Genomic DNA, 15,745 nt, shown 5'->3' with positions numbered 1-15,745 from the left:
CCCAGTGTGGCCGTACAGCCTCTCGGCCCGGCTAAACATCATCGCCTTGGTAGGCTTTTACCCTACCAACTAGCTAATGTTCCGCACCCCCATTTCTAAGTGAAGCTTTGAGGCTTCTTTTAAATTTTCTTCATGCGAAGAAAACCCGTATTTGGTATTAGCTACTGTTTCCAGTAGTTATCCCAATCTTAAAGGTAGGTTAGGTACGTGTTACTCACCCATTCGCTACTAAGTCAGTGCAAGCACTGCTTCGTTCAACATGCATGTATTAGGCACACAGCCAGCGTTCATCCTGAGCCAGGATCAAACTCTTGAAATTGATTTGTGTGTTTATTATGGTTATTGCATCTAGTTTTGAAAGATCTAAATTTCATAATGATTTTGTGTGAAAATCATACAAGATTAATTATAACACTTTTTACAAAAATTCCAAATATTTTATATGATTATTTTTTGATAATTGAATTAGAATCACTAAAAATGTTGATTACAATTAAGTTGCTTTATTATTCTACAATATTTTCAAAATTTTTCAAGTAAATTTTTATTTTTTTTCTTAATTTAAATATTTAAATAACATTATTAAAAAATATATTAGAAATTTTAATAATTAAAATCACCAAAAACTATTCTATGTATTAATTAAAAAATTTTTAAATTTATTAGTTGATGTAGAAATGTCTTCAATTAAGTATTTTTTTATTAAATATTATTTTGCTTCAAAGAAACATTTTTCTATTCAATTAAAAAAACCTTTCCATTGAGAAAGGTTACATTGAAGGTTTGAGTACTTAATATTACGCTTAATCTGACGATAAACTCTCCATATGATTATCCGTAAATTTTTAAATTTACTAGTAATTTAACGATTACTAATATTAGTATAACACTATTCTGCTTTTTTTGGAAAAATTTTTATTTTTATATTTTCTTACTAAATTTAACCTTAAATGAAAAAATACAATAATAAGAATTAGGTTATTCATTTATTTAATAATTTTAATTCTTGTTCATTGAGTAAAATTCTAGTAGGTTCATATTTTTTTAATTTATTTTTTAGATCATTAAATAAATCATCCGATATATTTGATCTAATTTCGGTTTTCATTCTATCATCATATTTAACTGTAGAAGTAATAAAAATTTTATCTAAATCTATAAGTGTTTCAGTAACAAAAGGATTTCTATTTCTATCCACTTTCTCCTCATAATAATTTTTTATTATTTTCAAGTTAATAATTTCTGCTTTTGATGTTTGACATTTCACAAATTCGTAATTCATTCCTTCTTTTTTAATGCAAATATACATATGAGTTTTTCTTGCTAAATATGAAATTTTACTAGGAAAAGGAATTCTTAATTTAATAACATCCTTAACTTTAATCAACTAGCAACCCTCCATCTTCTTTATCTATTTCTATATATACTGGATTATATAATTCATCACTGTCCGCCAGTTCTTTAAGAATTTCTTTTTGTTTTTCTGTAAGGTTTTGAAAGTCTTGCTTTGAAAAAACAAAATATTTTTCTTTAATGTTAATTACTTCTGAGTTTTTAACTATTTCTAATGGATACATACGATCTATTTTTTTCATTCACTTTTCGTCTTCTTGATTAAAATCACTTTCTTTTAAAATTATATTTTTTTCTTTATTCAATATTCTATTTTCTTGAACTTTTCATAAATTGAGCTTATGAGTAATATCTGATAAAGTTTTTTCTGTTGATGTTTTCACGATAAAAGAACATTTTAATGCTCTTTCATTATTTATTTTATTTTTATTATTTAAATATTCTTTTTCTGCTTCTTTGTTAAAAAGAAGTCTGCTTTTTTTATAATCTCCATAGACATTACTAAATACAGGACCTTTTTGATATCCCTTTAAGGAAGAAAAATCTGCTTTTTCTTGTGCTAATTTACTAAAAATTTCATAAAATAATAAAAATTTTTGTAATTTAAGTGAATTTTTATAAGAATTAATATCATTTTCTTTTAGTCATCCACATAACATTAATTTTCTTTTATTGCTAAAAATTTTGTCCATTTTTCTCCTTTACATAACTTAATTAGATTACATATATGTTTAAAAATTAATTTATTCATTTGTTTAATAATTTTAATTCTTGTTCATTAAGATTAATTATGTTTACTTGAGAAACTTTTAATTGATTTTTTAATTCAATAAATAAATCATTTGATATATTTGATCTAATTTCGGTTTTCATTCTATCATCATATTTAACTGTAGAAGTAATAAAAATTTTATCTAAATCTATAAGTGTTTCTTTTGAAAATGGATTTCTATTTATATTAGAATCTTCAATAGTATAATTTTGTATTAATTTTTTCTTAATAATTATTCATTTGAAAGTTTGACATTTTAAAAATTGATATTTTTCTTCTTGTTTATCTAAACAAATATACATATGTGATACCTTTGGTAAAAAACTATGTTTTGTCGGAAAAGGTATTTTCATTTTTATCACATCCTAAATATTAATCAAATATAAGACCTCCATCTTCTTCATCTATTTCTACATATACTGGATTATATAATTCATCGCTATTTGCTACTTCTTCAAGAATTTCTTTTTGTTTTTCCGTGGGATTATGAAAATCTTCCTTTGAAAAAACGAAGTATTTATCTTTTATATTTAATACTTCTGAATTTTTAATTTCTTCTATCGGAAAAATTCCACTAATTGTTTTAATTAATTTTTGATCTTCATAGTTAAAATCTTTTTCTTCTAAAATAATATTTTTCTCTTTTTTATTTATTAATTCTTCTTTTGCTTTTCATAAATTTAATTCATGTGTAAGTTCTGATAACTCTTGTTCTGTTGCTGTTTTAACTATGAAAGAACATTTTAATGCTCTATCATTGTCTACTTTATCTTTATTATTGTTATATGTTTCTTCTATAATTTTGTTGAAAATAAGTATATTTTTTTTATAATCGTTATAAACATTACTAAAAACAGGTCCTTTAGGGTAACCTTTTAAGTAAGTAAAATCTGCTTTTTCTTGTGCTATTTTAGAAAGTAGTTCATAAAATAGTAAGAATTTTTGCAATTTAAGTGGATTATTATAAGAATTAATATCATTTTCTTTTAACCAACCACTTAAAATTAATTTTCTTTTATTACTAAAAATTTTATCCATTTTTCTCCTTTATAATTAATTAACATATATTTATTAAGATAATAAAATTAAGTTATTAATTTATTTAACAACTTTAATTCTTGTTCATTAAGATTGATTATGTTTATTTGAGAATCTTTTAATTTATTTTTTAGATCATTAAATAAATCATCTGATATATTTGATCTAATTTCCGTTTTCATTCTATCATCATATTTAACTTTAGAAGTAATAAAAACTTTATCTAAATCTATAAGGGTTGCTTTTGTAAAAGGATTTCTTTTTATATTTGGAACTTCTTTATGATAATTTGTTATCACATCAGTAAACATATCTAGTTTATAACTTTGACACTTTAAAAAATGATATTTTTCTTTTTGTTTATCTAAACAAATATACATATGTGCTACCTTTGCTAAAAAACTATGTTTTGTCGGAAAAGGTATTTTCATTTTTATTACATCCTTAATATTAATCAAATATAAGACCTCCATCTTCTTCATCTATTTCTACATATACTGGATTATATAATTCATCACTATCTGCTACTTCTTCAAGAATTTCTTTTTGTTTTTCTGTGAGATTATGAAAATCTTGCTTTGAAAAAACAAAGTATTTTTCTTTAATATTAATTACTTCTGAATTTTTAATTTGTTCTAATAAATACATTGAATCTATTGTTTTAATTAATTCTTGATCTTTGTAGTTAAAATCTTTTTCATCTAAAGGAACATTTTTATTGTTTTTATTTATTAATTCTTCTTTTGCTTTTCAGAGGTTTAACTTATGAGTAACTTTTGATAAAGTGGATTCAGTTGCTGTTTTAACTATGAAAGAACATTTTAATGCTCTATCATCATTAACTTTATATTGGTTATTTTTATATGTTTCTTCTGCTATTTTGTTAAAAGTGTTTCTTTCATTTTTATAATCACCATATACATTGCTAAAAACAGGTCCTTTTTCATAACCTTTTAAATAAGAAAAATCGAATTCTTCGTTTGCTATTTTAGAAAATAATTCATAAAATAGTAAGAATTTTTGAATTTTTAGTGGATTATTATAAGAATCAATATCGTTTACTTTTAATCATCCGCATAGCATTAATTTTCTTTTGTTACTGAAAATTTTGTTCATTTTTTCTCCCTTCACTAATTTCATTATAGCATATTTTTAAAACTCAATCCTAATAAATTTTCTAAAAAATTCTTTATTAATTTATTAATAAAATTTTAATTTGATTTTCTTCTCATTTTTATTACATCTTTAACTTTAATCAATTAATAAACCACCATCTTCTTCAATTTCTACATATACTGGATTATATAATTCATAACTATCTGCAAGTTCTTTTAAAATTTCTTTTTGTTTTTCTGTTAGATTTTTAAAATCTTCTTTACTAAAAACAAAATATTTATCTTTGATATTAATTATCTCTGTATTTTTAATTTTTTCTAGTTGATAAATTTCATCAACTATTTTTATTTTTCTTTCATCATCTATATTAAAATTTTCTATATTTAATGCTATATGTTTTTCTTTATTTATTATTTTATTTTCTTGAACTTTTCATAAATTGAGTTTATGAGTAAAGTCTGATAACTCTTGTTCAGTTGCTGTTTTCACTATGAAAGAACATTTTAATGCTCTATCATCATTAACTTCATATTGGTTGTTTTTATATGTTTCTTCTACTATTTTGTTAAAAGTACTTCTTTCATTTTTATAATCACCATAGACGTTGCTAAACACAGGTCCTTTTTCATAACCTTTAAGGTAAGAAAAATCTGCTTTTTCTTGTGCTATTTTAGAAAATAATTCATAAAATAATAAGAATTTTTGAAGTTTTAATGGATTATTATAAGAATTAATGTCATTTTCTTTTAATCAACCACATAGCATTAATTTTCTTTTGTTACTAAAAATTTTGTTCATTTTTTTTCCTTTCACCTAATTTCATTATAGCACAATTTTAAAACTCAATTACAATAAATTTTCTAAACAAATTCTTTATTAATTTATTAATAAATTTTTTTCTTCTTTTTATTTTGTTAATGGTTTAGGCCCTAGTATACAGAAAGATTACTTAATTTCTTCTTCTAGCAATTGTTTGATGATTACTTTAAACTATTATCTTTGACTTCTTTTGTCCAAATAAAAAAATCTAACCTCTTAAGATTAGATTTTGTTTTTAGGATGTGTTAGTTTGAAGGAGCTGCTGTTATTGCTTCTAAAGAAGTTGTCTCTGAAGTGTTGTTAACTGGATTGATTTCAAATTGAATTAATGTTTCTTGCTGTTTGTTAATGTGAATTAACACAGGAGCAATTTTAGCATCATCACTTTTTTGACTTCATACACCAATTAATCTAAATTCAGTAGAATCTGGAGCTTTTTCATCTTCAGCAATTCCATTATAGTTTACATAGAATGTAACTGAATTATTACTTGCATCAGTTGTTGCAAGTGTTTGTGGATTTCCATTTTGATCTCCTGCAAAGTATAAATTACCTTGTCTGTCTTCAAACACTGCATAACCTTTTAAGTTATTAGCATTAACAATTCTACCTGTTGCTCCTGGAACAAAATAATTCATTTTTAGTGTTCTATCAGCATTATTTCAAACTGTTTTATTAAATGCTACATATTTATTTGCTTCACTATTACCTTGTAAACCTGGTTTATTAACAATATAGAAGTTATTATTTCAACCATCACTTCTTACTGATTCGTTAAAACCAGCGCCAGGATTTGCACCATTAGTTCCTTGTTGTAAAGGAGCAAAATAATGAAGTGAATTATATATTCCTGGACTTGCTAAAGTTGAACCTTCAGATACATCACTTGTACCACCTACAAAGTATTGATCATTACTTGGAGTTAGATCAAAACTTGAAGGTACATATTTTAGTAATGAAAATACTGCACTTTCATCAACTTTAACATATTTTTGGAATAATTTTCAGATTTCACTTTCATCACCTACTGAACTTAATAGTGAAACATATGTATAGTCTAGATTAGTTTCATCTCTTCAAGTTGAAGTATAATAAGTTTTAAATCTTATACTTTCTCAAGTAGGATTAGTACCTAATATATCATTTGCACTTTGTTTTAGTTTAAATCCTGAAGTTGCTTTAGTTGAAGTCTCTGTAATAAATTTAGCACCTGTTATAGTACTATGGTCTGAGTTAGTTGTAAATCCTTGTTTTGCAGGTGCACCAAATCCATCTGTTGTTTTTAAGAAAAGAACAGGATTTAATGATGAATAACCAAGAGTATCAACTCATCTATTGTTTTCTCTTGAAAATTCTCTTGTATTTTTAAAACTTCTTCTTGGATCAAAGATTTTAAATGTAATTCCGTATGATTTATCACCATAGTTAGAGGTATAAGCTATTGATTCAACAAATAATTTAGCTTTAGTTGAACCAACAAGTTGTATTCCTTTATTATCTTCTGCAATATGTGGAATTGTTACAATAGTTGCAGAATCTGAAGTATTACCTACTCTTGATCCATATTTTAGTGCATTAACTTGGAATACAATTTGTGATCCAACAATATCTTCGATGTTGTTGGTTGTAATTTCTACTTGTAAAGTTGAAGTAGGATTATTACTGCTATCCATTAATCTAGATAAATGAATATTACTGTTTTTAATATTCATATCTGCTTCACCTTCGTGTCTACCTTTTCTAATTGCTTGGATACTTCAATCATTTACTGTATCTCATTTAATAGCAGATTTAGGATCATCAAAAGTTATATTAAATTTGGTTTTGAATGCTTTTGTAGTATCGATATTAAGCGGATTATTAGTATCAAATGAAGTATCGTGTTCTGATTTTAATGCTTCAATTTTTGTAATTTGTGGTTGTTTTACTAATGTTTCAAAAATTGAATCATTTGAAGGTAAGTTAAATGTGATTCTTTCACTTGCAGGTGAAAGGTCAATAATTTCTTTTACTTTATATTTGGTTCCATCTAGTAGTCCATCACTTGCTTTAGTTAAATCAAACTCAATATTTCCATCTTCTGCTAACCTTGCATTTAATGGTGAAGTTTTTAGAGTATCTGCCATTTCATTACCAGTACTATCTAATTGTACATATCTTAAAGAAATATTTTTATTTCTAGCAAATGTTCTATCTGCTTGTGTAACAGTAAATTTAACTTTTGCTCTTTCTGTTGTTGCATCGGTAGAGTCAGCACCAAAATTTTGTGCTACAAACTCTAGTGTAGTATTTAATCCAAGTGTTCTAAATTCTTTAGAAGTTCTTAACTCTCCAGTGTTATCTGCAAAGATAGGATTATAAGGAACTTCAGTACTACTATTGTTAGATGTATCAGCAACTGAAGTTATTTTATATTCAGTATACTTAGTTAATCCACTTAAGTTAAATGTTGCACTACCATTAGTCACTGTTGCAGTTGCTTGATTTTGATTACTTGAAGCATCTTGACTATTTTTAAGAACTGTAGTTAAATGTAGTGAGCGACCATTTAATGAATTTTCACCATCTGCAAATGTTAATACCACTCTTGCTTCTGTTTCAGAAGTAGGAGTAATTTCAATTGCAGAAATTTCTGGTTTTGTATAGAACTTATTAGAGTTATTATTCATTAATTCTTGTTTAATAGTTACTGAAGCAGATGAAGGAATTAGTGTTCCACCAATTACTTCATACTGTGATCCTGCTTGTAAATTAGTTAAAGGAATTGTTACTTGTTTATTTTCTCCTACATTTACTAGAGTACTATTATAAGAATCAGTAGTTCCTACTTTTCTATATAATAGTGAAACTTGTTGTCCTGTTTTAACAAATTCATCTTCAAATGTTAAAGTAACATTAGCACTATTTACACTTTGATCTGCAAAACTAATTGCACTAACAACTCCTGTTTGTGTAATAGTTTTAAATCTTCTTTCTGGATTTGTATCTTGACTTATGTTAGTGTTGAAAGTTAAGCTTTCACCAGAAGTTGAATCTTTTTTAATAGTTGTTATTTTGTAATCTTGTCCTTTAACTAAGTTAGTTAAATTGAATGTCGCAACGCTATTATTATTATTATTATTATTATTAGAAACAGTAACTGCTGCTGTTGCACTTCCACTATGATTTCCATCAGCAAGTGCATTTACTAATTCATATTCTATTGCAACAGTTCCATTATTTGCTATATCTAAGTTTGTATTATCAAATGATACAGATACAGCAGCATTTCCTTCACTAGCAGATACATAACTAATAACTTTTACTTGTGCTTTAGTATTAATTAATCCACTAGCTCCTTGCATTCTTGCAAGTACACTGCTTACAGAAGAAACATTATTATCTGTTTTTTTAGTTAAAGTAATATCAGTAACTTGATAAGTTTGTCCTCCTGTTAAACCACTTAAAGTAAAGGTTGCAGATTTATTACTAATATCTACAGGAGTATTATGACTAATTTTTCTTTCAAGTCCATTTGTTACTTGATAAGAAATATTAGCAGTTCAACCTTTATTTAAGAATTCATCTTGATTTCCAAATGTTAAAGTAAATGTACCAGTACCAACTTGTTTATCACTATTAGCAGTTACAGTTACCTCTGCTGTTCTAACACTTGTTCTAAATTTCTTATTAGCATTTGTATTAGTTGCATTTGTAAATTCTAAATCTTTACCATTAATAGTTGCTTTAATTACTTGATACTCTTCATCTTTTTGTAAATCATTTAATTCAACTTGAATTGAAGTTTTATTATTGTAAGTAAAGTTTGCAGTATGCTGTGAATTATCAGCAACTCTTGTATAAGTTAAAGTACCACTTGTTGAAGCACTTGGTTCAACAATATCATTAGCATTAACTACATCAATAGTTAAGATTGCTTTTTTCTCAATATTTACATTTTTAGTAATTGAACCTAAAGCAGGTAATGTTTTAAAGTCTTTATTAGTTAAATTATCAGATAAAGTAAATTGTACATCATTTGCTTGTGGTTCTCCCACTCTTTCTTGTACAGAAATTACTTCATAAGTATCTCCTGAATCTAAACCACTTAAATTAAAGGTTACTTTTACAGTATTTCCATCTTTAGTTACAGCGGTAGCAGCAGCAACTTGATTTGCAACACCTGTTTGACTACTATTTTTTACTGCTCCTGTTGTTTTAGAAGAGAAAATTAAGTATAAGTTTTTAGGTTGTGTAGCAGGTTCTACTGTAGTACTTCCTGCTAAGAATGCATCTGCATTATCAAAAGTTACAGTAACAGTTGCTGTATCTTTAGCAATTGAATTTTCTTCTTGAGTAATAGAAGTAACTGTTGCAGTTTTTCCAACTGTTTTGAAAGTTTTGGAATTTTCTTCAAAACCACTTGCAAAAGGAGTTTCTGCATTATTAATTAATACTTTCTTAATAGTGTAAGTATGTTCTTTTTGCAATCCTGTTAAAGTAACAACTGCTTCTGATTTACCATTTTCATTACTTGGTACTATTTCTGCATCACTTGAAGTTATTTCATTTTGATCATCTTTTAATGTATAAACAACTTTAATTCTTGAACCTACATAAGTTTGAGAATTATCATTAATTTTTACTGTTACTTCAGCAGTGGTTTCATCAGGTGTTGTACTAATTGATGAAACATCTGTTGTTGTAGCAAATGTTCTATCATTTTTAGTTAAAGTATCTTTAAATAAAATTAATACACCTTCAGGGTTGTTAGTTGTATTTTTAACTCCTGAATTTAGTTGATCTCCTTGGAAAATTACAGATAAGATTTCATAAGAAGCTTGTACAAAACTATCTTGTCCTACTGTAAAACTAAAGGATGCTTTTAATGTGGTAGTATCTACAGTTCCATTTTTCTCTTTAATTTCTGTTTGCCCTTTTTGTCTATATTTAATAGTTATATTGTGGTAAGTAGTTAAATAGTTTCTATCAGCATCAGAGAAATGAAGTACAAATGATGAACTAGTTGTAGTTGAAGTTTTTTCTTCAACTGCTTCAATAGTTGCTAATTTAGGTATAACTTTAAATTGTTTATGAGTATCTTCTACTGAAGATTCAAAATCTAGGTTTGTTTCTTGTGGATTTGCACCTGAATCTACTAAAATAACTTCTTTTATTTTGTAAGGGGTGTATTTTTCAAGACCACTAACTTTAATTGTTGCTCTGTTTGAAGAAACAGTTACAGCATCAGAAGTTAATTCAGTATCAGGAGCACTTTCTTTAACATATTTAATTTTAACTTGTTTATTAGCAGAGGTTTCTTTTAAGTCTTTTAGTCTTACTTCAATGTTTCAACTTCTTTCTTCATCTGCTTTAAAGTTTCTAATGTTTCTTACTGTTGGAGTAGTGTTAAATTGTTTTTGCTCTGCAGTAATAGAAGAAGCAAAGTTTACATTTATTCCATCAATTATTCCTGAAATAATTCTAACACTTGAACCATGTCCAAGGTTTTCTAAATTAAATGTATATACAACATTATTTCCTTCAAGTGTTGCACTTGATAAAGTACTTTCTTTACTTTCTGAATCTTCTGATGAACGGTATTTAATTTTTAGTTGTTTGCTTGAAGTACTTAAATATTCATCAACTGATTTAGCAAACTTAACTTTTACAGTTCCACTATTATTTGTTATACCTTCATAACTTAAGGCAGTAATTTGTGCTGTTTTTGGAGTAACTGTAAATTGTTTATTTTCTTCTGTTACTTCAGAAGTAAAAGTAAATGCAGTTAAGTTATTATCTGTTAATTCAGTACCAGTTGCACTATATTCAATTTTTTCAATTTTATAAATTTTTGATTTTACTAAATTAGTTAAACTTGCATCTATTCTTGATAAATTAATAGTTGAATCAACTGTTAATTTAGTATCTTGTGCATCAGTTGCATAATAAGTAATTCTTACTTTTTTATTATCAAATGATCTACTATCACCTGAACCTGATAAAGGATCACGTATAATAGCACTTAATCCATAAGTTGTTTCTGCACTTGGTGCAATAATAAGTCTTGAAATTAATGGAGTTGTAACTGCTTGTTTACTTGCATCAATAATAGATTGAGCAAAGTTTGTTTTTGGTACATCAGTAATACTAATACCAGTTAAAACATAAATTGAACCAGAATCTAAACTATTAATAAAAGTAAATTCTCCTTTTGGAACACCGCTATCATCAGTTAAATTAGCATTTTGAGTAATTTCTGTATCAGAACCTTGTTTTCTTAATTTTAATGTTGCTTGTTTACCTATTGTAAAGGCATCTGAAGCACCTAATTTAATAGTTACAGTTGCACTATTTAATGTAGTAGTTGAAGTTACAGATGTTACTTCTGAAGTTTGAGAAGTTAAAGTAAATTGTTTGCTATTTTCTGTTACTGTAGATAATTCTTCTAATTTGGTTAAATTAGTATCTGAATTTGCTTGATCACTAATTTGTAGTTCTTTAATAGTATATGAACCTGATTTAGTTAATCCAGTTAATTCAAAAATTGCTCTACCATTAACAATGTTTACTGCATCTGTAGTGATGTCAGTTGCTTGTGAATTATCTGTTGATGTTTTATGATAAATTAATTTAGCTTTAAAGTTTTCTTTAACTCTAGCATTATCTTCAATAGAAACAACAACTCTTGTTGATGTTTCACTTGTTTGGAAGAATTCATATTTTGAAACTGCTGATTTTGTTACAAAAGTTCTATGACTTATATCTGCTTGTGAACTTGCTGTTGAATCAAAATTAGATTTTAGATTTTCAATTGTAAATCCTACAACTTCATATCTAATTCCTTCTTTTAATCCAGTTAAATTAACTGTAACAGAACCATTAGAAATTGTTTCTCCTTCACCTGTTGTTTCAATAATATTTGCTGAATCTTGTCCTTTATATTTTAATTTAAGTTTTTTACTATTAACAAAGGAGTCTTTTGTAGTATCAAAAGTTAAGGTTACAGTGGCTGAATTTCTTGTTTCAGCAGTAATAGAAACATTATTTACTGTTGCACTTGTAGCTGATACTGTAAATACTTTAGAAGTATCTAAAGTACTTTGTTGCTCTGCTCCAAAGTCAATTTGTTGATTATAGTCTGTACCTGATTCATCTTGTCTATAAGAAATACTTATAATTTCAACTTTTTCAGTTTTTGGCAATCCATCTAAATTAAATACATATAATCCTGAATCAGAAGTTGCTGTAGCAGTATATGTTGTTGCATTAGAATCATCTTTTTCTGATTGTTTTTTAACTTTAATTTGTAATTCTTTATTAACAATTTCTCTTTTAGCATCATTAAATCTAACAACAATTCTTGCTTTTGCTTCTTCTGAAGTATTTACTGAAATTGAGTTAATTGTTGCTTTAGTTGAAAATTGTTTATTACTTTCTTGTACATTATCTAAAATAACATCAACATTTTTATTATCTTTAGAACCATCAAATCCAATGATGTAGTAAACTGCTCCTTCTTTTAGACTTGAGAAAGTAAATTTATATTTTTTAGTATCTCCTGTTGTTTCTAAAGTACCTGTAGCAGTTTTAATTGCTTCATTAGAACCTCTTAGTTTATACTTCATTGTTAAAGTATATTGGTTGTCTGCAAAGAAAGAATCTTCACTTGCAAATGAAACAGTTACTGCTGCAGATTTTTTAGTTCTTGCAGTTGTATCTTCTTCAATTATTTCTACTTTAGCAGTTTGGGCAGAAGTAGTAAATTTTTTATTATCTTCTGTTAATTTAGTTGATAAAGGAATATCAGTTTCATTTGAAACATTAACAAATTTAACATGAGTAATTTTATATTCTTTAACTTTTTCTAAATTAGATAAATCAAAAACTGCTTTTCCATTAACAATATCAACTGCTTCTGTAGTTACTTCACTTGAATTTGCATCTGTTTTAGCATATGTTAATTTAACTTTTTTATTAGCATATTCTTGACTTGCATCAGCAATAGTTACAACAACTCTTGCTTTTGTTTCTACAGGAGTTCTAAACTCTAAGTGACTAACTCCATTTGTTGTTCTAAAGATTTTATTATCTTCAGTTACAGTATTTGCATCAAAAACAATTCTAGTTAATGGTTTATCTGCTGCATCTGCATCTGTTCTTTTAACTGTTAATGATTTAACAATATATTTAGAACCTATTTCTAAATTTTGTAATTCATAAGTTAATGTACCATCAGCATTAACTACTGCATCCATAGTAGAATCAGCAGTTGAAACACTTGCATTAAGTTTTCTATAAGTCATTGTAACATTTCTTGTTGCTAAGAATCTTGATTTTTCATCAAAAGTAAATACTAATTTTGATGTAGATTCGGTTTGTGGTGTATTAACTATACTATTAATATTAGCTGAAACAGCTGTTGTATAAAATAGTTTTTGATCTTCTGTTATATTAGAAGAAATATGTAATAAATCATTTGCTTTTGTTGTATCTGAAGTAGTATATCCTTGTACTTCAACGGAAGTAATTTCAAATGTTTTATTTGGAGTTAAATTATCTAATTCAACAACTATATAGTTACTTTGAACAGTTCCTGTAACTGTTTTTTCTGCTGTATCATCACCTGAAGGAGCGGGATTAGCATTTGCATCTACTTTTAATTTATATTTAATAGTTGCAGTTTTTCCTTCAAAATTATCATTATTTCCACTTTGGTATGAGTTAGCTAATGTGAAAGTTAAACTTGCAGAAGTATCTGAGTTAGTGTAGTTAATATCTTTAACTACTGGTTTAGTAATAAATCTTCTTTTCGAACCATCTAAATTAATTGAAAAATCAATTTTTAAGTTGTTTTCTACAGCACTCTTAGTTGAATCTTCATCTAAAGTTAATCCAGTAATAGAATAACTTGTTCCACCATTTAAATTAGTTAAATCAAACTCTACTTGTAATTTATCATTTGTTTTAGAAATAACTTTACCTTCTACTGTACTTTCGCTTCCAGTAGGTGAAGGGAAAGTTACTTCATCATTTGAACCTAAAGCAGAGAATTTTAATTTTGCTTTTCTATTTAAAATAAAATCATTGTTTGGTTCAAATTCTAGTACAACTTTTGCTGTACTTTCTTTTATTTCTGTTACGTTAACATCGTGAATTAAAATAGTTGATACAGTTGGAATAAAGGTTTTGCTTGTTTCATCAAAACCATCAACAAAGTCAAAAGCAGTTGTTGTAGCAGTAGCATCTGCTGCTGGTTTTTCTTCAATTCCTACTTCAGTAATTTGGTATTCTAGTAATCCTTGTAAGTCTTGTAAGGTAAATCTAATGAAGTTACCTACAACATTAGCTTTAACTGTTTTAATCTTAGTTGTGTCATCTTTTTCTGATTTAAGAGCATATTTTAAATATGCACTTTGTCCGTTCTTAGTATATGAATCATCTTTTAGTGTTACTGTTACAAATGCTGTTTTTTCTACTTGAGTATCTACATTAATTTTTTGTACTACTGGTTGTGTTGATAATACTCATTTATCTGCTTCTTCACGTGGTAGAACTACATTTACTGCATGTTCTAAATCATCGCTATTTATTGAAGATAATCTAATAATTTCATATGAAGAACCTGCTTCTAAATCATTTAAAGTTAAATCTACTTTATAAACATCTGATTCGCCTTTTTTAACTTTTGTTAATGTTAAATTAGAAATAGTTACAAAACTTGCATAACCTGTTTTATTTCCATGTTCATCTTTCATTATTTTTGCATAAGTTACATTAATTTGTTTATTTTCTGCATCTACATCATCAGCAGAAAAGTATAATTCACCTGTTGCTTGATTTTTAGTACTTGTTTTTTGTTCAATTGATGTAACGATTGTAGTAGGAATAGTTGTTTTAAATGAACGTTCAAGTGAAGATTGTGACTCTACTTCACGATCATCGATTTTAACACTTGTGATTTCATAAGTATTATTTCTTTTTAGTTCACTTAATTTAGTTTCAAAAAATACATCAGTTTTATTATTACCTGCTAAATCTTGACTTTCTTTTGCTACTACTTTTCCTGTAATTGTTTGAACTTGTGCACTTTGATCATCTTTATTTTTTACTTGAATTGTTACATCTTTACCAACAAGAATTTTTTCTTCATCAGAGAAGTATAATTCTAAGTTAGCACTTCTTTTATCAAGTGAATAATTAATTTTTTCAAGTTCAGGTTTTGTAATAATAAATCCAGAACTTGTAGACATTTCAAAAGTTAAATTATCATGTTTTAAATCAACAACTTGTAGATTATAAATTTTTCCAGGTTTTAATGAAGTGACATCAAGTGAAAATTGTTTTGTTTCTTCATTGTAAGATGCAACATCTGTATCAGCGATTCTATTTGTTTTTGCTTCAATAACGTTAACGTTTAATTTAGGATTAACAGATAAAGCTTGTTTGTATCTTTCAGGTAATTTGTCTAAATCTAGTTTGAATTTAACTGTTGCACTATTTAAACCAATATTAGTTGCTTCAAATTCACTAATATTAACTGTTTCAGCTTTTTTAGTTTTATCATTAAATAAATGTGGAACAAAAGCTGCTGTTGTACCTATGGATGCTCCAAGTAAAGCACCAAGAGCTATTCCTTTTTTATTTTTTATTTTTTTACTCATAATT

8 protein-coding genes and 1 rRNA gene are annotated in these 15,745 nt (G+C 26.4%); all 9 read right to left on the bottom strand.

The window, feature by feature from the left end:
* A 16S ribosomal RNA gene (locus tag ACXX88_RS02170) occupies positions 1–319 on the bottom strand; the annotation flags it as partial.
* Positions 320–973: 654 nt separating this feature from the next.
* Positions 974–1,387 (bottom strand): hypothetical protein, encoded by a 414-nt coding sequence (locus ACXX88_RS02165; RefSeq protein WP_458559462.1) that lies wholly within the window; start codon positions 1,385–1,387, stop codon positions 974–976.
* On the bottom strand, positions 1,380–2,045 hold the full coding sequence (locus ACXX88_RS02160) for a hypothetical protein (RefSeq protein WP_458559461.1): 666 nt from the start codon (positions 2,043–2,045) through the stop codon (positions 1,380–1,382). The genes ACXX88_RS02165 and ACXX88_RS02160 overlap by 8 nt, the downstream gene beginning before the upstream one ends.
* A gap of 46 nt (positions 2,046–2,091) precedes the next feature.
* Complete coding sequence (locus tag ACXX88_RS02155; protein ID WP_458559460.1) at positions 2,092–2,478, bottom strand: hypothetical protein; 387 nt, start codon at positions 2,476–2,478, stop codon at positions 2,092–2,094.
* Positions 2,479–2,497: 19 nt separating this feature from the next.
* Complete coding sequence (locus ACXX88_RS02150) at positions 2,498–3,163, bottom strand: hypothetical protein (RefSeq protein ID WP_458559459.1); 666 nt, start codon at positions 3,161–3,163, stop codon at positions 2,498–2,500.
* 47 nt (positions 3,164–3,210) lie between these two features.
* Positions 3,211–3,594 carry a hypothetical protein gene (locus ACXX88_RS02145; RefSeq protein WP_458559458.1) on the bottom strand — a complete coding sequence of 128 codons (384 nt, stop codon included), beginning with the start codon at positions 3,592–3,594 and terminating at the stop codon, positions 3,211–3,213.
* Positions 3,595–3,613: 19 nt separating this feature from the next.
* Positions 3,614–4,279: a hypothetical protein gene (locus ACXX88_RS02140; protein WP_458559457.1), complete on the bottom strand. Its 666-nt coding sequence runs from the start codon at positions 4,277–4,279 to the stop codon at positions 3,614–3,616.
* A gap of 135 nt (positions 4,280–4,414) precedes the next feature.
* Positions 4,415–5,077, bottom strand: coding sequence for a hypothetical protein (locus ACXX88_RS02135; RefSeq protein ID WP_458559456.1), 663 nt, complete (start codon positions 5,075–5,077; stop codon positions 4,415–4,417).
* A gap of 266 nt (positions 5,078–5,343) precedes the next feature.
* A complete protein-coding gene (locus ACXX88_RS02130) occupies positions 5,344–15,741 on the bottom strand; it encodes a hypothetical protein (RefSeq protein WP_458559455.1) in 10,398 nt (3,465 codons plus the stop codon).
* Positions 15,742–15,745 lie beyond the last annotated feature (4 nt).

It is taken from the genome of Mycoplasma sp. 5370, from assembly GCF_054343435.1.
Note: the sequence above shows the minus strand (reverse complement) of the source record. Positions and strands in the feature narration are given on the sequence as shown.